Source organism: Vagococcus carniphilus, assembly GCF_014397115.1.
GTDB classification, from domain to species: domain Bacteria; phylum Bacillota; class Bacilli; order Lactobacillales; family Vagococcaceae; genus Vagococcus; species Vagococcus carniphilus.
Genome location: NZ_CP060720.1, coordinates 593,499 through 613,383, shown reverse-complemented (window position 1 = coordinate 613,383; position 19,885 = coordinate 593,499). Strand labels below are relative to the sequence as shown.

The following is a 19,885-nucleotide window of genomic DNA, read 5'->3' as shown; positions in this document are numbered from 1 at the left end:
CTATTTCGTTCTTTATTCTTGTGTTCCTGACGTGTCTACTTTAAAAGCATGTTTTAACATACTATTAGAAATATCAGCAATTAACTGTTGCGCACTTCCATGCTCTCCAGTAATAGTTGGACGTTTCATTGTTACATACATGATATATTGTGGGTCTTCCGTTGGTGCAATTTGAACAACAGAATAAAGATAATCATTTGCACCTGTCAAAAGCTTACCATTTTCAAATATCTGAGCCGTACCTGTTTTAGCAGAAACACTAACTCCATCAATACCATATACACCGTAACCAGTTCCATAATCAGGATCTTCAACAGTATCTTTCATGAAATCCAATACTTTAGTCGCTGTTTCTTCCTTAATCGGTTCGCCAACTTTTTTGGGGCCATAAACTTTTTCGTCTTTTCCATTACTTGACGTAATTTTTTCAATATATTGAGGTTTTAACATCGTTCCTTTGTTTGCAATAGCTGTAAAGCCTTGCATCATTTGGAAGTTCGTTACTCCGATTGCTTGTCCAAAAGAAGACATAGCTGTATCAACTGGGTTTTTATCACGAATTGTTCCGGCTTCTTCAAAGGGGAGTCCCGATTTAGTTGACTTCCCGAAACCAAATTTATGTAAATACTCTTGCCAAGTAGTTCCCATTTTTTGTTCCAGTAAAACCATCCCAACGTTACTTGACCAAGACAAGGCTTGACGATAAGTTAAAGCGCCTTTTCCTTCTGGCTTCCAATCGTTAATGGTTGCATCATATACTTGAATTTTACCTGAATTAAATGTTTCATTTTCATTCAAATTCCCAGAATCAATTGCTGAAGCAACCGTAAAAACTTTCATTGTTGAACCAGGTTCAAATGGTGTTTGAATTAATAAGTTTTGCCAAACTGGTTCTGGTTTATCTTTTTCTTCATACAATCCTTGCTTTGTTTGAGGATCAAATGTCGGTCTTTGAGACGCTGCTAAAATATCTCCAGTTTTAGCGTCCATCAACATGGCTGTAATATCATCTGGTGTAGCATTTTTAAAGACATCATCCATTACTTCTTCAAGTCTAAGTTGAAGGTTTGAATCCAAAGTCGTATAGATGTCTTTTCCATCAACTGCTTCTTTATCAACGATTACCGAACCAGGAAGTTCATTTCCTTTACTATCTTTTTGGAAATATTTAAAACCATCCTCACCCTTCAAAATATCATCATAGGCTTTTTCAATTCCCATACCATTCTTACCAGTGATTTTAGAGTCAGCTTCATCTGCTTTTTCAGGCTGTGCATAGCCAACTATATAAGAAGCATACTGACCATTTGGATACATTCTATCTGGATGTTCTGTAAAGTAAACACCTGTAATTTTTTCTTTTTCTAAATCTTTTTCAATTTTTTTCTTTGTTTCAAGGGATAAATTTTTTCCTTTTGAACCAAACTCAGTACTGCCATAATACATGCCATTATTGTTCTTTTTAACTTTTTTACTTAACTGTTTCAGCGTCACTTCTTTTTTTATTCCAGCATGTTTTAAAAATATGTCTGCTATTTTATCATGATCTTTTTCATGAACAAATAACTCCTTATTATTTAAACCAATGTAGTCTTTTCCTATTTCAGCATATAACGAATAGGAAGTAGCATCTTCAGCAATTGGTTGCCCATTTCGATCATAAATGGTTCCTCGTTTTGCTTTTATAATGCTACTTCCCTGGTACAATTCTTGTCTTTTACTGTCTAGACTTTCAGAACCGACTTTACCAACACCAATGATGTAGATAAAACGCACGGCAAAAAGAAGGAAAATGGCAATAGAGGTCGTAAAAAGAATAATTCCGACTTTTTTTCTATTGCCAGCTGGTGTTAAGTTCTTGGATTTTATTTTTTTCTTTACTTTTTTCCTAAGTTCTTTCATCATTTTATTTTCCTTATATTATCTTCTCTCAACTCAATCTCTGACTTTTCTGCAATTCCTTTTACTCGGTCAGCCCTAAGCAATTCATTTTTTTCTTGCTCCAATTTTTCGATACTATTTTTTGAGGCATTCATTTCTTGTTGAACCGTTGTAATAGCTTCTTCTTCTCTGTTGATAGCTGTTGTCATTTTAATAGTGGCAATTGATAAGAAAAGAAATGTCACTACGAATGCGCAAAAAACAATTTTTTCTAATTTACTCACTTTTTTTAGTTTACTCTGAGGAACCACAAATGGCACAGGCTCCTTCAACCTTCTCTCCTCAACAGATGGTAGGTTTTGAGAATAATCATATAATTGTTCTTCTTTTTTTTCTGCTAAAGACATATTACCTAGACCATCCTTTCAGGAGTTATTTTTTCAGCCACTCTAAGTTTTGCGCTTCTTGAACGATTGTTAGCTTCTAACTCTTCCTCAGAAGCAACGATTGGTTTTCTGTTGACTAATTTCAACGTTGGTTGATATTCAACAGGAACTATTGGTAAACCAGGGGGCAAATCTTTTGGTTGACTGTATTCTTTGTAAATATTTTTAACAATTTTATCTTCTAAAGAATGGAATGTAATCACACTAATTCTTCCAGTGTGGTTTAGTAGCTCTATTGCTTGTTCTAGAGACTCACCAATAACATCCAATTCACTATTTACTTCAATTCTAATCGCTTGGAAAATTCGTTTAGCTGGATGTCCACCTTTTCTTCTAGCAGGAGCAGGTATAGCTTCTTTAATTAAATCAACTAATTCTCCTGTTGTCTTAATTGGGGCATCCATCCGTTTTTTCTCAATTAATCTAGCAATCTGCTTTGAAAATTTTTCTTCTCCATAACGGAAAAAAATCTTTACTAATTTTTCATAACTATATTCATTAACCACATGGTAAGCAGTTAGTTCTGCTTGTTGGTCCATTCTCATATCTAGCGGTGCATCTTGATGATAGCTAAATCCTCTTTCTCCTTCATCTAACTGAGGAGAAGAAACACCTAGATCATACAAAATCCCATCAATCTCACTAACATCATATTTAGCTAATTCACTCTTCAAATGCCTAAAATTGGATTGAATAAATGTTACTTTTCCTTCTTCCATCTCTTTAGTCAATTTTACTTTAGCGTGTTTCAGCGCTGTCTCATCTTGATCAAATGCATACAGATGACCCTTGTTTGATAGTTGTGAGAGAAGATACTGGCTATGGCCAGCACCACCTAATGTACAATCAACATAGACACCATCAGGTTTAATATTTAATCCGTCTACCGTTTCCTTTAAAAGAACCGTGACATGTTCAAATGTTTCTGACATATTTTCTTTCTCCAACCTTTAAATTAAAAACCAAAATCAATCATCGTTTCAGCAATATCATCAAAATTCTCTTCAGCATCTTGTGAGAATTCATCCCAACGCTCTTCGCTCCAAATCTCAATTCGATTTGAAACACCAATAATGACGCACGGTTTTTCTAATTGTGCATATTTTCTTAAATTTGAAGGAACATTAATTCTTCCTTGTTTATCAATTTCACATTCTGTTGCTGCGGAATAAAAGAAGCGGACAAAAGTTCTTGCTTCTTTTTTTGAAAGTGGCATATCTTTCATTTTTTCTTCTAACTGTGCCCATTCGTCCATTGGATAGCCAAATAAACATCCATCCATTCCTCTTGTTACGACAAACTTTTCTCCTAAGTCATCTCGTAGTTTTGAAGGAACAATTAGACGTCCTTTTGAGTCAATATTATGTTGATATTCACCCATGAACATACAAGGTCACCTCACAGTCGCCACTCACTAGGACTAGTCTACCACATTCACCCACTTTCTACCACAATCTTATAAAAAAAATTAACATTTGGTATACATTGTAAGCAAATTGACAACAAAAAAGACAATACTAGAAAGTATACTAGTTATTGTCTTAGTTTTTAATTCAAATATAAAATGATGCTAGCTATAATAAGGAGGAAATAAATTAGCAATGTTACTAAAAAAACCACACGCCAAACCATCTTTAAATAGCGTTTATACTTAATTTCTTTAAATTGATACGCTTGGAAAACTGCAATCAACATAGAAACTAATAACACAATCAGTAATGTATAAGGTAAAAAACTCTCATCAAAAGTAGCACGGGATAAGTAATGTATCCCCACCAATAAAAATGGAGTTGCTATATCGGGTGCTTTAACGCCATGTTTTCTTTCTAGTGATGTTTTTTTAATAATGAGAGAGCTCACAAATAATAGTACGATTGGAAAAACATACCAAAAAAAAGTGGCTATTGTTAATTTTTGCATGTAATAGTATCCCTTCACAATTCCTCGCTAATAATTACTACTAAGACTAATGATATTATACGTCATATAGATGTCAATCTAATAACAACTAATAAACTTTACACTACTTCTTTGTAACAATCATTACACAAAGGTTCTTTTCATTTTTCTAACCTGTACATAATTATAGTTCATCTGTTAAGGTGATTCAATTTTTTTCAAATTATTTTTTGTTTCTATGAGAAATCCTTGTACTTTATGTCCAAATCAGTGTAAACTAATATCATTGAATTATTGATTAAAGGACGTGTCAAAACAAAATGAGTAAAAAACCAACAAGTACTTTTTCAAAGATCACCAAGGTTGTTATTTGGGTGATGCTAATTGCTATGGTTGGCGGTTCTATCTTTGGAGCTCTAGCTAGCTTAGGTATTATCTAAACTATTTTTTTAAAAAAAGGGTCGAGTAAGTTTAAAATTACTCGATCCTTTTATTTTTTTCTAGCCATTATGGGCTAATGATAGCAACTCTTTAGCGTGCTCTAGTGTTAATGGCGTTACTTCTGCTCCTGAGAGCATTCTTGCAATTTCATCAACTCGCTCGTTTTTCTTAAGTTCACAAACCGCTGTTTCTGTTCGATCTTTGATAATTTCTTTTTTTATAAAGTACTGAGTATCTGCTATTGCAGCCACTTGAGGTAAGTGAGTGATACACAACACTTGAGAGTTTTTACCAATTTGATGTATTTTTTCAGCAATAGCCTGAGCTACTCGACCACTTACTCCTGTATCAACCTCATCAAATACAATACTTGTAATTTCTTGAGATTGAGAAAAAATGGTTTTAATAGCTAACATCACTCTTGATAACTCTCCTCCAGAAGCGACCTTTACTAAAGGTTTTAATTCTTCACCTAAATTAGTAGATATGAAAAATTCTACTTTATCAACGCCCTGTTCACCAAAGTTAGGTAGTTCTTGAAAGACAACTTCAAATTCTGTGTTTTCCATATACAGCTCTTTTAATTCAAGTAGAATAGCTTGTTCCAATCGTTTAGCTGCTTGTTGTCTTTTTTGTGTTAAGAGACGACTCAGTTCTGTTAATTTTTCTTTTTCTTTTGTTAAATCAAGTTCAAGTTTCTCAATATCCATTCCACCAAATTCAGATAAAGCTAACTCATCAGAGATACTACTAAAATAAGCTAATACTTTTTCGACTGTCTCTCCGTATTTTCTCTTTAGCTGTCTAATGGTATCTAATCTTGCTTCAACTTCACTTAATCTAGTTTCATCTAATTCAAGTCCATCTACTAATGCTGAAACATTATTAAGCGCTTCTTGTAAAGAATAGTAACTCGTCTGGATTAGCTCACTTGTTTCCTTATAAGAAGGATCCAAGTGCTCAATACTTGTCATTTCATTCATTGCTTGAGCAACTAAATCTAGTGCTTGTGTTTCTTCTCCTTCAATATAAGCATATGTATTCTTTAAGGCATCTGTAATTTGCTGAAAGCTAACTAATTTTTTACGTTCCTCTAGCAAACTCTCTTCTTCACCTTCTATTAAAGCTGCTGCCTCGATTTCTTCATACTGAAACTGAAGCATATCCATCCGCTGAACGTATTCTTTTTCATTTGCATAAAATTGTTTTATTTTCGAAGTTAGTTCTTTATAAATTCCATAGTGTTTTTGATAGTCTTTTAAAATTGGCGCTAATATCCCTTGATCAAAACTATCTAGTAACCCTAAATGTCTAGAAGCATTCATTAATTCTTGATGTTCATTTTGTCCATGGATATCAACTAATTGACTACCTATTTCTCTTAGCATTTTAGTATTAACTAACTGTCCATTGATTCGACAATTATTACGACCTGTTCGATAGATTTCCCTTTGAATAATCAGAAGACCGTCTGACACATCAATTCCTTTAGTTTCTAAAAACGTGGTCATTCCTTCTTTATCCGCTATATAAAAAGAACCTTCAATTCGACATTTTTCAGTACCATCTCGAATAAAATCACTAGACCCTCGCCCTCCGACCAACAAGCCCATTGCATCAATGATAATAGATTTTCCCGCACCTGTTTCCCCTGTTAATACGGTCATCCCGTCTTTAAATTCGATATTCAAATTTGAAATAATCGCAAAATCTTGAACAGATAATTCTTGTATCATAACTCGTCACCTTCTCATACGATTTCCAGTAATTTCTTCTCTAATTCGATTGCCTGTTTTTCTGTCTTAGTAATAATTAATATTTTGTCATCGTTTGACATCACCGTAAAAATATCTGCTTTATAAACTTCATCAATCAAATTACCTAATGCAAATCCACTACCTGGTTTTGTTATTAAAGAAATCATCTTATCCATTTGAGTGATATCCACAAAAGAATTCTTTAATAATTTTTCTAACCGAACTTGCCCTGTTTTATTTTTAGTTGGCATAGTATACTTATATATCTTTTCACCATTAGGAACCTTAACTAGTTTCATCTCTTTGATGTCTCTTGAAATAGTCGCCTGTGTTACCGGTATATTCTGTTCTAACAAAATTGCTACCAATTCTTCTTGCTTTGTCACATCTTTTTCAGTAATTATTTTTTCTATCCAGCGATGTCGTTCTTGTTTTCTCATCTCATTTCCTCCAGTTAACTAATTTATGTTAATTTACTGTGAGAGTTTTCCACAATTTCATCAGGAGATACTTTACTTAAAAACTGACCTAAGCCTTCCTTAGAAGGTTTCAAATAGGCTAAAAATTCAATATTACCACCTCCACCTGTAATCGGTGAAAAATCTAGTGCCATCACATCAAAGCCAAATTCTTGAATAAACGCTAACACTTCTTTCAAAACATTCAAATGCACTTTACGATCACGGATAATTCCTTTTTTTCCTACTTGTTCTCTACCAGCTTCAAATTGAGGTTTAATTAACGCCACCACTTCTCCATCATTTGCCAAGATAGTTTTTAAAACAGGTAAAATCAATTTTAATGAAATAAAAGAAACATCAATTGTTGCTATTTCAGGTTGTCCTTTTGTAAAATCCTCTAGTTTAGCATATCTAAAATTAGTTTTTTCCATGACTACAACACGTTCATCTTGTCTTAACTTCCATGCTAACTGATTAGACCCTACATCTAGGGCGTAACTCATTTTTGCACCATTTTGTAAAGCAACATCTGTAAACCCACCAGTCGATGAACCAATATCTAATAAAATTTTATTCGAAAAATCAATATCAAAGGATTTTTTTGATTTCTCTAATTTTAACCCACCACGAGAAACATATGGAAGCACCTGTCCTTTTAATCTTAAAACAGTATCTGCTGGTATTTTTTCACCGGGCTTATCATAACGGAGCCCGTCAACATCACCAACAACTAATCCAGCCATTACATTACGCTTAGCTTTTTCTCTTGTTTCACTTAACCCTTGTTGAACAACTAGTACATCTACTCGTTCTTTTCTTTTCTTCTCACTCATCAGATTACCTTCAACTCTTCTAAAATTCCTTCTAATAATGTTGGCTCTTTTATTTCCAACAACTCTTTGGCTTTTGCTAAAGATTCCTCAGCTAACTCACAATGATTAGCAAATGCATTTTTAGCGCCTTCCAAACCTAATAAAGATACATAAGTATTTTTATTATGAGCTTCATCTGCCCCTATTTTTTTACCTATTTTCGATTCATCTCCAATGACATCCAGAAGATCATCTTTAATTTGGAATGCAATTCCTAAATTTTGTGCATATTCCAATAACCATTTTTTCATTTCAAATTGTTGAGAACAAATAACCACTCCAGCCTCAACAGCATATTGAATGAGAGCACCTGTTTTCTTGCTATGCATTTTTTGAAGATCTTTTAAGCTAATCCGCTCATTTTCACCTAAAATATCATCTACTTGACCTGCAATCATTCCTTCTGATCCAGAAGCTTTTGCTAGTAAACGAATCAATTCTGTTCGAACGCCACTATCTATTTTCATTGTCGCCATCAAGTGAAAGGCTTCTGTTAAAAGAGCATCACCTGATAAGATAGCGATGGCCTCTCCGTAGACTTTATGATTTGTTGGTTTTCCTCTTCTTAAATCATCATCATCCATCGCAGGTAAATCATCATGGATTAGTGAGTAAGTATGAATCATTTCAAGCGCAGCTGCTACTTCATAATGTGTTTTTTCTAATGTTTGAGAAAAAAATGAAACAGTTGCTAAAAATAATAAAGGTCTAAATCTTTTTCCTCCTGCTTCAAGAGAATAATTCATCGCTTCTAACAATCGCTCTGATTTTCCTGACTCTTCCAAAAATTGATACATCGTGCGATCAATAACAGGAATATTTTTTTCAGCAAATTCTTGATAAGTTTTCGTCATCACTATTCACCCACTTCTTCAAAAGGAACTTCTTTACCTTCATCCGACATAATCTTAGTCAACGTTTCTTCGGCTTTAGCTAACGTGTCTTGACACACTTTACTTAATTCAATACCTTTTTGGAATTGATCTAAAGCTTCTTCTAATGGAACTTCTCCAGTTTCTAATTGTTTCACAATCACTTCAAGTTCAGCCATTGATTGCTCAAATGTTTGTGTTTTTTCTTTCGCCATCTTCTATAACTCCTTTTGCTTGATTTCTGACACTCTGGTCTCAACTTCTCCATCTGATAAATGAACTGTTAATGTTTGATTTTCTTTTAACTCAGTTGTCGATTTAATAATTTTTTCATCAACCGTTACATAACTATAACCTCTAAGCATTGTCTTCAAAGGACTTAACATATCTAAATTTAATAATAATTGAGACAAGTTAGTTTGATTATCCTTCATTAGACTTTGCATAGTAGTTAATAGCTTTTCATTTAAATAATTAACTTGTTGCTTCGATACATCAACTTTTCCCTGTGGATGTTGAAAATAAAGTTTCTGCGTTAAGGTACGATATTCTTTTTCTTTAGACTGAACCTCTAAAATTAAACTTTGTTCTAGTCGCCTATTCAACATATCTAATTGAACCGAAAAAGCTTCGTATAAACGTTTTGGTTGTTTAAAAACAAAAGAGTTCATCGCATGATCATATAACTGCTTTTTATACTTCAATTGATTACTCATCGCCTGGTTTAAACGATTTTCTTTTTCTTTTATTTTAAGTAGTTCTTCTGTTAATACTGGTGTTGCTATTTCCGCTGCCGCTGTAGGTGTTGCCGCTCTGACATCAGCTACCAAATCAGCAATCGTTATATCTGTTTCGTGACCCACAGACGAAACGATTGGTGTCCGTGCCTCAAAGATAGCCCTAGCCACATTCTCTTCATTAAAGGGCCACAGATCTTCAATTGATCCACCACCTCTAGCCACAATCATCGTATCAAAATCACCAATTGCATCTACTTCCTTGATCCTTCTTGTAATATCAGCTGCCGCTTTGTCTCCCTGAACAAGAGTTGGAAAGATAACCAACTGGACAATAGGATACCTTCTTTTTATCGTTGTCATAATATCTCTAATAACAGCTCCACTGGGACTCGTGATAACGGCAATTTTTTTAGGAAAACGAACTAAAGGTTGTTTGAAATCTGGATTGAATAACCCTTCTTTTTGAAGTTCTTGTTTTCTTTTTTCAAGAGCTTGATATAAAGCACCTACACCATCTGGTTCCATGTGTTCAATATATATCTGATAATTACCGCTTGCTTCATACAAAGAGATTCGACCAATCACCAAAACTTTCATTCCCTCTTCAGGTTGAAATTTCAATGAGTTAAAAGCCCCTTTAAACATAATCGCTGATATCTTAGAACGATCATCTTTTAAACTAAAATACTGGTGTGCATTAGGACGCATTCTAAAATTTGAAATCTCACCTGTTAAAAATACTCTATCCAGGTAAGGATCTGCTTCAAATTTCCGTTTAATGTATTTAGTTAGTGCGGTGACAGTTAAATATTTTTCAGTCATCTTTTTCACTATCCTTACTTGATTCTTGCGTTATTAACAGTTTGCTCCATTAACATTGTAATCGTCATTGGACCTACACCACCAGGTACTGGAGTAATATAAGAAGCTTTTGGGCTAACATTTTCAAAATTAACATCACCCACTAAATGACCATTTTCATGTCGATTCATCCCCACATCTATTACAACTGCACCTTCTTTAATATAATCAGCCGTTAAAAATTCAGCTTGTCCAATTGCTACTACTATAATATCCGCATTTTGAGTAATTTCTTTTAAATTTTTTGTTCTAGAATGAGTTATTGTTACTGTCGCATCAGCCATCAATAATAATTGCGCCATTGGTTTACCCACAATATTACTCCTACCAATAATAACCGCATTTTTCCCTGCTAATTCAATATCATTAGCTCTTAAAAGCTCCATGATACCGTATGGTGTACAAGGTAATTTATCTGGTTGACCGATAAATAATTTTCCCATGTTTAACGGGTGAAAACCATCCACATCTTTACTTGCATCAATAGCTAATAATATTCTTTCTTCATCAATGTGTTTTGGTAATGGCAATTGAACTAATATTCCATCAATCTGTTGATCTTCATTATATTGAGTGATTCTCTTTAACAGTTCGTCCTCACTTGTTGTTTCTGGCAAACGATCCACTTGAGAATGAAAACCAATTTTTTTAGCTGCTGTTTCTTTATTCCTTACATAAACTTGGCTACCTACATCTTCTCCAATTAAAATGACCACTAATTTCGGAAGTCGTTGCCCTTTAAGTTTCCACTCAGAAACTTCTTGTTTTAACTTTTCTTGTAACTGGTTCGCCAAAAGACGACCATCTAATTTCTTCCCCACAAAAACACCTCCGAATTAATCACATACATCATCATTTTAGCATAAAATAAGAGTGGTAAGAAAACAAAACAAAAAAACTCAAGCAAAACTAATTGCTTGAGTCCATTTCGTTCATTGCTGATGATAAAACACCGTTAACAAAGCGGCGAGATTCGTCATCACTAAAAGTTTTTGCTATTTCTAACGCTTCATTTAAAGAAACTTTAGCTGGAATATCAGAAATGTATAACATTTCAAATAAAGCTAATCTCAAAATAACTAAATCCGTTTTTGCAATCCGACTAACCGTCCAACGTTTTAAATGTTTTTCAATTATCTTATCTAACTCTTCTTGATGCTCTTTCACACCAGTCACTACTACTTCTAGATACTGAGGAACTTCTTGACTACTTTGTTCATCATAATGCTCAAGAACATTTTCAATCGCCTCATTCACTTCAAGATCTTCACTGTATAACATTGAAAAAATCACCTGAAATGCTACTTCCCTTAATTGATGTCTTGTTAAATCCACTTTATTCTTCCTCATCTTCTGAATCAAACAACTCGTCCAAGTCTGGTAAGGTTACTTTTTCAGGTACCACACCTACAACATGAACGTTCACTTCTGACAACTCTAAATCTGTCATATAAAGAACTTGTTGTTTCACTTTTTCTTGCATATCAATGGCTACTTTAGGCACAGACACACCATAGTTCAAGTAACAGAATAAATCAATTTTAATGTTACCTTCTTCGTTTCTTAAAGAAACACCTTTATCATGTACTGAACCACCAAATAACTCTGTTACATTTGATGCTAAGTTACCACGCATTGCATAGACACCGTCAACTTTAGATGCTGCAATCCCGACAATAACTTCTAACACCTCAGGAGCAACAACAATTTCGCCACCAATTTCTTGATTATTATTGCTTAGGACTAAATTTTTACTTTCCGCCATCTGTCTTCCTCCTTCAGTTAACTTTTTCGTATCAATTCATCAATTGTTAATTTCGTTAAATCTCTTATACCTTCGATACGCCATACATAATGATATTACAATCACTATCTTCCTACAAGCATTTTCCATACTTTTAACAGAATTTTTGTATCATCTTTTAATCTAACTATCAACAATCAACCATATCTAGGTTAATAATTAACATTTAAAACTATTTACCCATTCTATAAAATAATAAGCTCTTTTTCAGAATGTGTCAATCTCTTAATCCCATTCTCCGTAACTAACATATCATCTTCTATACGAACGCCACCAATGCCTGGTAAATAAATTCCTGGTTCATTCGTGATAACATTTCCAGGAACAAAAGCCTTCTCTGCTAATCTTGAAACATTAGGTCCTTCATGAATTTCTAAACCTATTCCATGTCCTGTTGAGTGCCCAAACGCTTCACCGTACCCTTTAGAAGCAATATAATCTCTTGCAACTGCATCTAATTCAACTCCGGTCATTCCAGGTTTAGCTACATCTAATACTTTTTGTTGTGCTTCTTTAACAATATCATAGATTTCTCTTAATTTTTGACTAGGTTCTCCTAAAGAAATCGTACGTGTCATATCAGAAACGTAACCATTATAGTAACAACCAAAATCAATTGTAATTAAATCGCCTTGTTCGATTATTTTATCACTTGCAACTCCGTGAGGCATCGCTGATCTAACACCACTAGCAACAATTGTTTCAAAAGAAACTCCTGTTGCACCTAAAGATCTCATGTGAAAATCTAATTCATTCGCTACCTGAATTTCTGTCATCCCTGGTTTAATATAAGTTAAGATGTGACTAAAAGCTTTATCTGCAATTTCACACGCCTGTTCGATGATAATAACTTCTAACTCATCTTTTACTTCTCTTAATGATTCAACCATGCCTGAGATAGGTACTAATTCTGTTTCTAATAACATCTCCAATGAAACAAATTCTTTAAAAGAAACATGAGCTTCTTCGAAAGCCATATTCGGAATTCCTTTTTCGTCGATTAAATCAATTAATTCATCAAAAATCGGACCAACGTTTTGAACAATTTCATATCCCTCACATTGAGTACTTGCTTGTTCTGTATATCTAAAATCTGTAATAAAATAAGCATCATCTAACGTAATGACAGCCATCCCTGTTGTTCCAGTAAATCCTGTTAGATAACGTAAATTATATGGACTTGTAATTAAAAAAGAAGTTAAACTTTCTTCTAACATTTTCTCTCTTAATTTCTCGATTCGTTTTATCATAAAAAAACCTTCTTTCAACATCGTTTCCATTTCTCATTATAGCAAAATCAACTCGTAAAACAAAACAATTCTAGTCTTTTAAAAAAACAAAAAAACAATCCGCTAAATTAGCGAATTGTTTTAATTTAATTATTTAGCTACCGGATAAACAGATACTTGTGTTTTGTCACGGCCTTTACGTTCAAAGCGTACAACACCTTCAACTTTAGCGTATAAAGTGTCATCTCCACCACGTCCAACGTTTACACCTGGATAAATTTTAGTACCGCGTTGACGGTATAAAATTGAACCACCTGAAACTGTTTGTCCGTCAGCACGTTTAGCGCCTAAACGTTTTGATTCTGATTCACGACCATTTGTTGTAGAACCGCCACCTTTTTTATGGGCGAACAATTGTAAATTCATTTTTAACATAGGTAAAGCACCTCCTTGATATTAATTCACTTGAATATATGGACTATACTCTTCTTCGATACCTTTTAAACCAATTAGTAAGCTTTTAAGTAGAATATCCGTCACTTCTTTTTGCTTTTCAGATAAATCTGATAACACTTCAAAGTATAAATATCCATCATCAATAGTTACTATTGGTTGATAACCAGCCAATTCTTCTATACTGTTCACGGCATTTAACGCTAGGCTAGAAGCCGCTGCACAGACAATATCAGAACCTTCTTCTGCAAAGTCAGCATGACCTGTCATTTCAAATGAAACGATAGTCTTTTCAGATTTCACATTAAAATTAGCTTTAATCATCAAGATACCAACTTTCTAATTTAATTACGCGTTAATCGCATCGATCATTACTTTAGTGTATGGTTGACGATGACCTTGTTTACGATGAGAATCTTTTTTAGCTTTGTATTTGTAAGTTACAACTTTCTTTTGTTTTCCTTGTTTTTCAACAGTTCCTTCAACAGTTGCGCCTTTTACAGTTGGAGCACCAATCTTTGTAGTTTCTCCACCTACTAAAACGACTTCATCAAACACAACTTTTTCGCCAGCTTCTACGTTTAATTTTTCAACGTAAATCGCTTGACCAACTTCAACTTTTAATTGTTTACCACCAGTTTTTACAATAGCGTACATGTTTGTTTCGCACCTCCTTCTCTTTTCTTAGACTCGCCAGCATAAGCGTCATATCAAATGATCTTAATAACTTATTTTGTGCGGTTGTAGATGTGGTGCACACAAATACAACATTAATATGATACCAAAAAAAAAAAGATAGGTCAATATAAAATTGACCTATCTGTCTAATTTATTTTATTCAGCATCTGACACAAAAAAGTTTTCTAATCCTACTTCAATAAACAATTCTGAACGGAATAGTTTTGCAACGTTTGTTGCCATGTAATGATTCGCATAAATCTTACCTTCAACTACCCATGCATCTGCGATTCCTAATAAAGCAAATACTAAGAAGTTATTAATTAACTCTTTAGGCATTTTTCTTACAGGAATTGAATTTCCATAGTTTACATGTTCTAAGATATAATCGTATAATTTATCACTAAATAACATACGATATTCTTCAGCATCATTTTCTTTCAACAGAGTAATAAAGAATTCCGGTGATTCACCAATGTATTCAAAAACTCTATCTAAGACAATTTGTGGAATCATTTTTTCTGGATTTCCTTCAAATTCTACGTAGTTAATAACACTATCATAGAAATCTTCAATGATTTCTTCCATAATGGTTTCTACAAATGTATCTTTATCGCGGTAATGTAAATAAAACGTTCCCCTTGTCACTCCCGCTTGATTTGTTAGATCCTTAATATTCATTTCGCTTAATTTGCGTGTTTTTAACAAATCTAAAAAAGCTTGTCTTAATTTTTTGCGAGTTTTTACTACTCGCGGATCAATTTTCCCCATATTATATTCCCCTTAACTAAATTAATATCTTTTTATGTTTAAAAAAGTCTCCCACAACTTTCTCTAACACATAACTGATTATATATCATATCATACCTTTTTGTCTAGTATTATCCTCAACTATTTATCTTATTGTCTATTTAATCTTATGACATTTAATTAGAAAAAAGAGATTTGAATTTTTTTTAATTTTTTTCAAAAATAAGGTTGACTATTCTCGGAAAGTTTATTATGATATTCATGTTGCTTAAAGCTACTATGTCGCAGTAGCTCAGCTGGATAGAGCATTCGCCTTCTAAGCGAACGGTCGGGGGTTCGAATCCCTCCTGCGACGTCATAAAGAAAAGTGAAAGACTTTCGTCTTTCACTTTTTTTGTTATTTAATTTTAAAGTTCTATTTTTTCAACGTCTTTACTAATCATTAATACCCCATCCCCTAAAGGAAGTATTGTGACAGTTAAATCAGGATGTGACAATACTGTGTCATAAAGTTTATTTAATTTACGATAAATCGTTCTTTGACTTTTTGGAACTTCTTTTATGTCATGCATAACTGTTCCCGCCTGAAAGACATCATCAATCATAATAACCCCATCTTTTTTTAATACTCTTAAACATTCCGGTAAAAATTCAATATATTTTGACTTCGCACTGTCCATAAAAATAAAATCATACGGACCATTTAATGTTGGCAAAACATCTTTAGCGTCTCCTTCTAACAAAGTGACTTGTTCAGATAAACCTAATTTTTCAAAAGTCGTTTTGGCCTTGCGAATCATAACATCAAATCGGTCTATAGTGGTCACATGACCTTCTTTTCCCATAGTTTGCGCCATTAAACTAGCAGAAAAACCAATTGCTGTTCCTATTTCTAATACTTCTTTAGCTTTAATTTGTTTTAAAAAAAATTTCAAAAAACTTGCTGTTTCATTCGGAATGATCGGCACATCATTATCATATGCCTCTTGTTGCACTTCTCCTAATGGTCCACCCATTTGTTTTTGTCTATTTCTAACTAATTCTAAAATTTCATCCTTCAATACCGGACGATGCATCATTTCATTTCTCATGTTTCCATCCTTCCTACTTTATATCATTGTTGATTATACAAAGTTTTCTCCATAAAAACAAATAACAAATTGGTATAGATTTGACTAAAGACAAATAATGTCCTATTATAGCTTTAAAAAAGGAAAAGGTATATTTGAAAAATATGAAAAAAGATAAATATTTAGACTTATTAAGTTCAAAATTTGACTCAACAGAAGAAATTGTAAGCGAAATCATTAATCTTAAAGCAATATTAAACTTACCTAAAGGAACCGAACATTTTGTCAGCGATCTCCACGGAGAATACAACGCCTTTCAACATATCTTAAGAAATGGCTCTGGCAACGTGAAAGAAAAAATCAAAGAATTATTCCACCAAACACTTTCTTTTGAGAAGCAGCAAAAATTAGCAACTCTTATTTATTACCCTGAGGAGCGTTTAGAGATCACGAGAGACGAACATACCGATGAGTGGTATAAAGAGACAATTGACTATCTGATTCAGTTAATTCGCTTCTCATCATCTAAATACACACGCTCAAAATTAAGAAAGACATTACCTTCCCGTTTTTCTTATATTATTGAAGAACTTTTATTCCAAAATGATAATCAAACAGATAAAAAAAATTATTACAACCAAATTATTAATAACGTTATCTCTCTCCAACAAGGTGATAAATTAATTATTGACTTATGTTACACCATTCAACGTCTTGTAGTTGACCATTTACATGTTGTAGGAGATATCTATGATAGAGGTCCTGAACCAGATAAAATCATCGAGCGTTTAATGACACATCACTCTCATGATATCCAATGGGGAAATCACGACATTATTTGGATTGGTGCGTGCTCAGGCTCTGCCATTTGTATGATGAATACTATTAGAATTTCTGCACGTTATAATAATTTGTCTATTATAGAAGATACTTACGGTATTAACTTAAGACCTCTTCTTACCTATGCGGAAAAATACTATGAAGATAATCCAGCTTTTAGACCAAAAATGGAAGAAGGAGATCACGTTTGCCATGAAGAAATTTTAGAAACGACTAAAATTCATCAAGCTGCAGCTATCTTGCAATTTAAATTAGAGGAACAATTAGTCCTACGTCGCCCAGAATTCAATATGGAACATCGTCAATTACTAAGCAAAACAGACTACCAAAACAATACCATTGATATTAAAGAAAAAACATACTCGTTACACGATACTTGTTTTAAAACAGTTGATCCACTTAATCCAGGACAATTAACTATCGAGGAAGAAGAATTAATTGAACGTTTGTTACATAATTTCATTTATTCTGAAAAATTAAAACGACATACTAGCTTTCTTCTAGATAAAGGTAGCATGTACCTTGTTTATAACGAGAATTTATTAATTCATGGTTGCGTCCCCTTAAACGAAGACGGCAGCTTCCAGAGCATTACTTTAAACGAAAAAGTATACAAAGGAAAAGAGCTAATTGATCACTTTGAATACGCTCTAAGAAAAGCATATCGTTCGCCTCATGAGTCAACTGACTACGAAACTGATCTTTTATGGTATCTCTGGTCTGGTGAAAGTTCTTCTTTATTTGGTAAAAAAGAAATGACCACTTTTGAGCGCTATTTTATCAAAGAAAAAGAAACGCATGTTGAAGAAAAAAATAGTTATTACAAGTTAAGAGAAGAAGAAGAAACGATTCGTAATATTCTTAAAGAATTTGGTTTAAACGGTGAAGATAGTCACCTAATCAACGGACATACTCCTATCAAAGAGTTAAAAGGCGAGAACCCTATCAAAGCAAACGGTAAATTGATTGTTATTGATGGAGGATTCTCAAAACCGTATCAGAAAACAACTGGACTTGCCGGCTATACACTTCTTTATAATTCTTACGGCATGCAACTAGTCGCCCATAAGCCCTTCTCATCTGTAAAACAAGTTATTGAAGAGCATGACGATATTCTTTCTATGAAGCGTCTTGTTGACCGTCCATTAGAAAGAAAACGTGTCAGCGACACGACAATTGGCTGTAAAATACAAGAAGAAATAAATGAACTTCAATCTCTATTAGAATACTTAAATTATTAAAAAGAAACTGAGACATGACTTTTCGTTCATGTCTCAGTTTCTTTTTATCCATCTTATTTAACTGACTTTCTAACTTCTTCAATCGTGTTCATTTTATGTTGCCAACATTCCATCGATAAATCAACTGGATATTTTTGAGGATTTAAATTACGCTTATATTCTTCCCACAATGTACTTAAATTAGTTTCAGCATATTCCTTGATATCTACTAACTCAGGCAACTCATAAATACGCTCTCCATCAACATAGATATCTTTCAAGATTGGACGAGCATCAAAATTAGTTACTGTTTTATTAATAAACGTATGGACTGGGTGGAACATATACAACTCATCATTTTTTCTAGGATCTTCATTCCAAAGCGTTACATAATCCCCTTCAGATTTACCATCTTTCTTCCCTGTAATGCGCCAAACTTGTTTTTTCCCTGGAGTTGATACCTTTTCCGCATTACCAGATAATTTAATCGTATCAATCATCTTACCTTGGCTATTTTCAATCGAAACTAATTTATAAACAGCCCCTAAAGCCGGTTGATCATAGGCTGTAATCAATTTTGTCCCAATACCCCATACATCGATTTTAGCTTTTTGCATTTTTAGGTTTAAGATAGTTGATTCGTCCAAATCGTTAGATGCATAAATTTTCGCATCTGGGAATCCTGCTGCATCCAATTGTTTCCGAACTTTTTTAGATATATAGGCCATATCACCACTATCGATTCTAACACCTAAAAAATTAATTTTGTCTCCCATTTCCTTAGCAACTCTGATAGCATTTGGCACGCCAGATTTCAATGTATCAAATGTATCCACTAAAAACACACAATCTTTATGTGTAGAAGCATAGGCTTTGAACCCTTCATAATCATCTAAGTATGATTGAATCAAACTATGAGCATGTGTTCCTGAAACCGGAATATCGAAAATTTTCCCTGCTCTTACATTACTGGTTGAGTCAAACCCGCCTATATAAGCAGCCCTTGTTCCCCAAATAGCAGCATCCATTTCCTGAGCTCGTCTTGTCCCGAATTCCATCACCAAGTCATCTTCGCACACAGCTCTAATTCTAGCAGCTTTAGTTGCTATTAGCGTTTGATAATTAATAATATTCAATACTGCTGTTTCCACTAATTGACATTGCGCTAAAGGTCCCTCAACTTGAAAGATTGGTTCGTCATTAAATACCATTTCCCCTTCAACAACGGATCTCACAGTACAAGTAAACTTGAACTCTCGTAAATAAGAAAGAAATTCTTCTGGGTAGTCTGTTGTATCTCTTAAATAAGCAATATCACTCTCTGAAAAAGAAAGGTTATCCAAATAATCTATTACTCTTTCTAGCCCTGCAAAAATAGCATAACCATGTTTAAAAGGCATTTTTCTAAAATAACATTCGAATACCGAGTTCAAATCTGCACGACCTAATTCCCAGTATGTTTTCATCATATTTAATTGATACAGATCTGTATGAAGCGCCAAACTATCATCTTTATACATTTTTTCGTCTTCTCCAATTCTATCCCGCATGTATTTTCAATCTATATTTTACGTGTATCTTGAAACTTTCTCAACCTTTTTATTCTTTTTT

The 19,885-nt window shown here is 33.6% G+C and carries 23 protein-coding genes, 1 tRNA gene and 1 other annotated feature; of the genes, 3 read left to right on the top strand and 21 right to left on the bottom strand.

The window, feature by feature from the left end:
- Positions 1-12 precede the first annotated feature (12 nt).
- From H9L18_RS03195 to H9L18_RS03175, 5 genes are all read right to left on the bottom strand, one after another.
- Positions 13-1,902, bottom strand: coding sequence for a peptidoglycan D,D-transpeptidase FtsI family protein (locus H9L18_RS03195; RefSeq protein WP_126791112.1), 1,890 nt, complete (start codon positions 1,900-1,902; stop codon positions 13-15).
- Positions 1,902-2,288 carry a cell division protein FtsL gene (locus tag H9L18_RS03190; protein ID WP_126791114.1) on the bottom strand — a complete coding sequence of 129 codons (387 nt, stop codon included), beginning with the start codon at positions 2,286-2,288 and terminating at the stop codon, positions 1,902-1,904. The genes H9L18_RS03195 and H9L18_RS03190 overlap by 1 nt, the downstream gene beginning before the upstream one ends.
- A 5-nt stretch (positions 2,289-2,293) precedes the next feature.
- Entirely contained in the window at positions 2,294-3,259 is a 966-nt protein-coding gene (rsmH, locus tag H9L18_RS03185; protein WP_126791116.1) for a 16S rRNA (cytosine(1402)-N(4))-methyltransferase RsmH, read from the bottom strand.
- 23 nt (positions 3,260-3,282) lie between these two features.
- Positions 3,283-3,714, bottom strand: coding sequence for a division/cell wall cluster transcriptional repressor MraZ (gene mraZ, locus H9L18_RS03180; protein ID WP_126791119.1), 432 nt, complete (start codon positions 3,712-3,714; stop codon positions 3,283-3,285).
- A 161-nt stretch (positions 3,715-3,875) separates the two neighbouring features.
- The gene (locus H9L18_RS03175) at positions 3,876-4,247 is read right to left on the bottom strand and encodes a DUF3397 domain-containing protein (protein WP_126791121.1); all 372 of its coding nucleotides are present in this window, start codon (positions 4,245-4,247) and stop codon (positions 3,876-3,878) included.
- Positions 4,248-4,546: 299 nt separating this feature from the next.
- Here H9L18_RS03175 and H9L18_RS03170 point away from each other — a divergent pair, with 299 nt between their 5' ends.
- The gene (locus tag H9L18_RS03170) at positions 4,547-4,666 is read left to right on the top strand and encodes a DUF4044 domain-containing protein (protein WP_126791123.1); all 120 of its coding nucleotides are present in this window, start codon (positions 4,547-4,549) and stop codon (positions 4,664-4,666) included.
- A gap of 60 nt (positions 4,667-4,726) precedes the next feature.
- Here H9L18_RS03170 and recN read toward each other — a convergent pair whose 3' ends face one another.
- The 14 genes from recN to H9L18_RS03100 form a co-directional block, all read right to left on the bottom strand.
- Positions 4,727-6,403, bottom strand: a complete 1,677-nt coding sequence (gene recN / locus H9L18_RS03165; RefSeq protein WP_126791125.1) for a DNA repair protein RecN — start codon at positions 6,401-6,403, stop codon at positions 4,727-4,729.
- Between the two features lie 14 nt (positions 6,404-6,417).
- Entirely contained in the window at positions 6,418-6,864 is a 447-nt protein-coding gene (locus H9L18_RS03160) for an arginine repressor (protein ID WP_126791127.1), read from the bottom strand.
- 23 nt (positions 6,865-6,887) lie between these two features.
- On the bottom strand, positions 6,888-7,718 hold the full coding sequence (locus H9L18_RS03155) for a TlyA family RNA methyltransferase (protein WP_126791129.1): 831 nt from the start codon (positions 7,716-7,718) through the stop codon (positions 6,888-6,890).
- On the bottom strand, positions 7,718-8,611 hold the full coding sequence (locus H9L18_RS03150; protein WP_126791323.1) for a polyprenyl synthetase family protein: 894 nt from the start codon (positions 8,609-8,611) through the stop codon (positions 7,718-7,720). Before H9L18_RS03150 ends, H9L18_RS03155 begins: the two co-directional genes overlap by 1 nt.
- A 2-nt stretch (positions 8,612-8,613) precedes the next feature.
- Positions 8,614-8,844 (bottom strand): exodeoxyribonuclease VII small subunit, encoded by a 231-nt coding sequence (locus H9L18_RS03145; RefSeq protein WP_126791131.1) that lies wholly within the window; start codon positions 8,842-8,844, stop codon positions 8,614-8,616.
- A 3-nt stretch (positions 8,845-8,847) separates the two neighbouring features.
- Positions 8,848-10,191, bottom strand: coding sequence for an exodeoxyribonuclease VII large subunit (gene xseA, locus H9L18_RS03140; protein WP_126791133.1), 1,344 nt, complete (start codon positions 10,189-10,191; stop codon positions 8,848-8,850).
- 14 nt (positions 10,192-10,205) lie between these two features.
- Positions 10,206-11,051, bottom strand: a complete 846-nt coding sequence (locus H9L18_RS03135) for a bifunctional methylenetetrahydrofolate dehydrogenase/methenyltetrahydrofolate cyclohydrolase (protein WP_126791135.1) — start codon at positions 11,049-11,051, stop codon at positions 10,206-10,208.
- Positions 11,052-11,139: 88 nt separating this feature from the next.
- Positions 11,140-11,565: a transcription antitermination factor NusB gene (nusB, locus tag H9L18_RS03130; protein WP_376765010.1), complete on the bottom strand. Its 426-nt coding sequence runs from the start codon at positions 11,563-11,565 to the stop codon at positions 11,140-11,142.
- Position 11,566: 1 nt separating this feature from the next.
- On the bottom strand, positions 11,567-11,995 hold the full coding sequence (locus H9L18_RS03125; protein ID WP_126791137.1) for an Asp23/Gls24 family envelope stress response protein: 429 nt from the start codon (positions 11,993-11,995) through the stop codon (positions 11,567-11,569).
- Positions 11,996-12,219: 224 nt separating this feature from the next.
- Positions 12,220-13,284, bottom strand: coding sequence for a M24 family metallopeptidase (locus tag H9L18_RS03120; RefSeq protein WP_126791139.1), 1,065 nt, complete (start codon positions 13,282-13,284; stop codon positions 12,220-12,222).
- A 129-nt stretch (positions 13,285-13,413) separates the two neighbouring features.
- A complete protein-coding gene (rpmA, locus tag H9L18_RS03115) occupies positions 13,414-13,698 on the bottom strand; it encodes a 50S ribosomal protein L27 (RefSeq protein ID WP_126791141.1) in 285 nt (94 codons plus the stop codon).
- A 21-nt stretch (positions 13,699-13,719) separates the two neighbouring features.
- The gene (locus H9L18_RS03110; RefSeq protein WP_126791143.1) at positions 13,720-14,040 is read right to left on the bottom strand and encodes a ribosomal-processing cysteine protease Prp; all 321 of its coding nucleotides are present in this window, start codon (positions 14,038-14,040) and stop codon (positions 13,720-13,722) included.
- A gap of 24 nt (positions 14,041-14,064) precedes the next feature.
- Entirely contained in the window at positions 14,065-14,373 is a 309-nt protein-coding gene (gene rplU, locus H9L18_RS03105; protein ID WP_126791145.1) for a 50S ribosomal protein L21, read from the bottom strand.
- A 19-nt stretch (positions 14,374-14,392) separates the two neighbouring features.
- Positions 14,393-14,469 (bottom strand) — a sequence feature (ribosomal protein L21 leader region).
- A gap of 81 nt (positions 14,470-14,550) precedes the next feature.
- A complete protein-coding gene (locus tag H9L18_RS03100) occupies positions 14,551-15,165 on the bottom strand; it encodes a TetR/AcrR family transcriptional regulator (protein ID WP_126791147.1) in 615 nt (204 codons plus the stop codon).
- A 260-nt stretch (positions 15,166-15,425) separates the two neighbouring features.
- On the opposite strand from H9L18_RS03100, the gene H9L18_RS03095 reads away from it, so the two are divergent.
- A tRNA-Arg gene (locus tag H9L18_RS03095) sits at positions 15,426-15,499 on the top strand.
- Between the two features lie 52 nt (positions 15,500-15,551).
- On the opposite strand, the gene H9L18_RS03090 is transcribed toward H9L18_RS03095, so the two are convergent.
- On the bottom strand, positions 15,552-16,235 hold the full coding sequence (locus H9L18_RS03090; protein WP_126791149.1) for an O-methyltransferase: 684 nt from the start codon (positions 16,233-16,235) through the stop codon (positions 15,552-15,554).
- A gap of 143 nt (positions 16,236-16,378) precedes the next feature.
- On the opposite strand from H9L18_RS03090, the gene H9L18_RS03085 reads away from it, so the two are divergent.
- Positions 16,379-18,295 carry a fructose-1,6-bisphosphatase gene (locus H9L18_RS03085; RefSeq protein ID WP_126791327.1) on the top strand — a complete coding sequence of 639 codons (1,917 nt, stop codon included), beginning with the start codon at positions 16,379-16,381 and terminating at the stop codon, positions 18,293-18,295.
- A 53-nt stretch (positions 18,296-18,348) separates the two neighbouring features.
- Here the strand turns inward: H9L18_RS03085 and H9L18_RS03080 are convergent, their stop codons facing one another.
- On the bottom strand, positions 18,349-19,794 hold the full coding sequence (locus H9L18_RS03080) for a nicotinate phosphoribosyltransferase (protein ID WP_246433307.1): 1,446 nt from the start codon (positions 19,792-19,794) through the stop codon (positions 18,349-18,351).
- Positions 19,795-19,885: the final 91 nt, after the last annotated feature.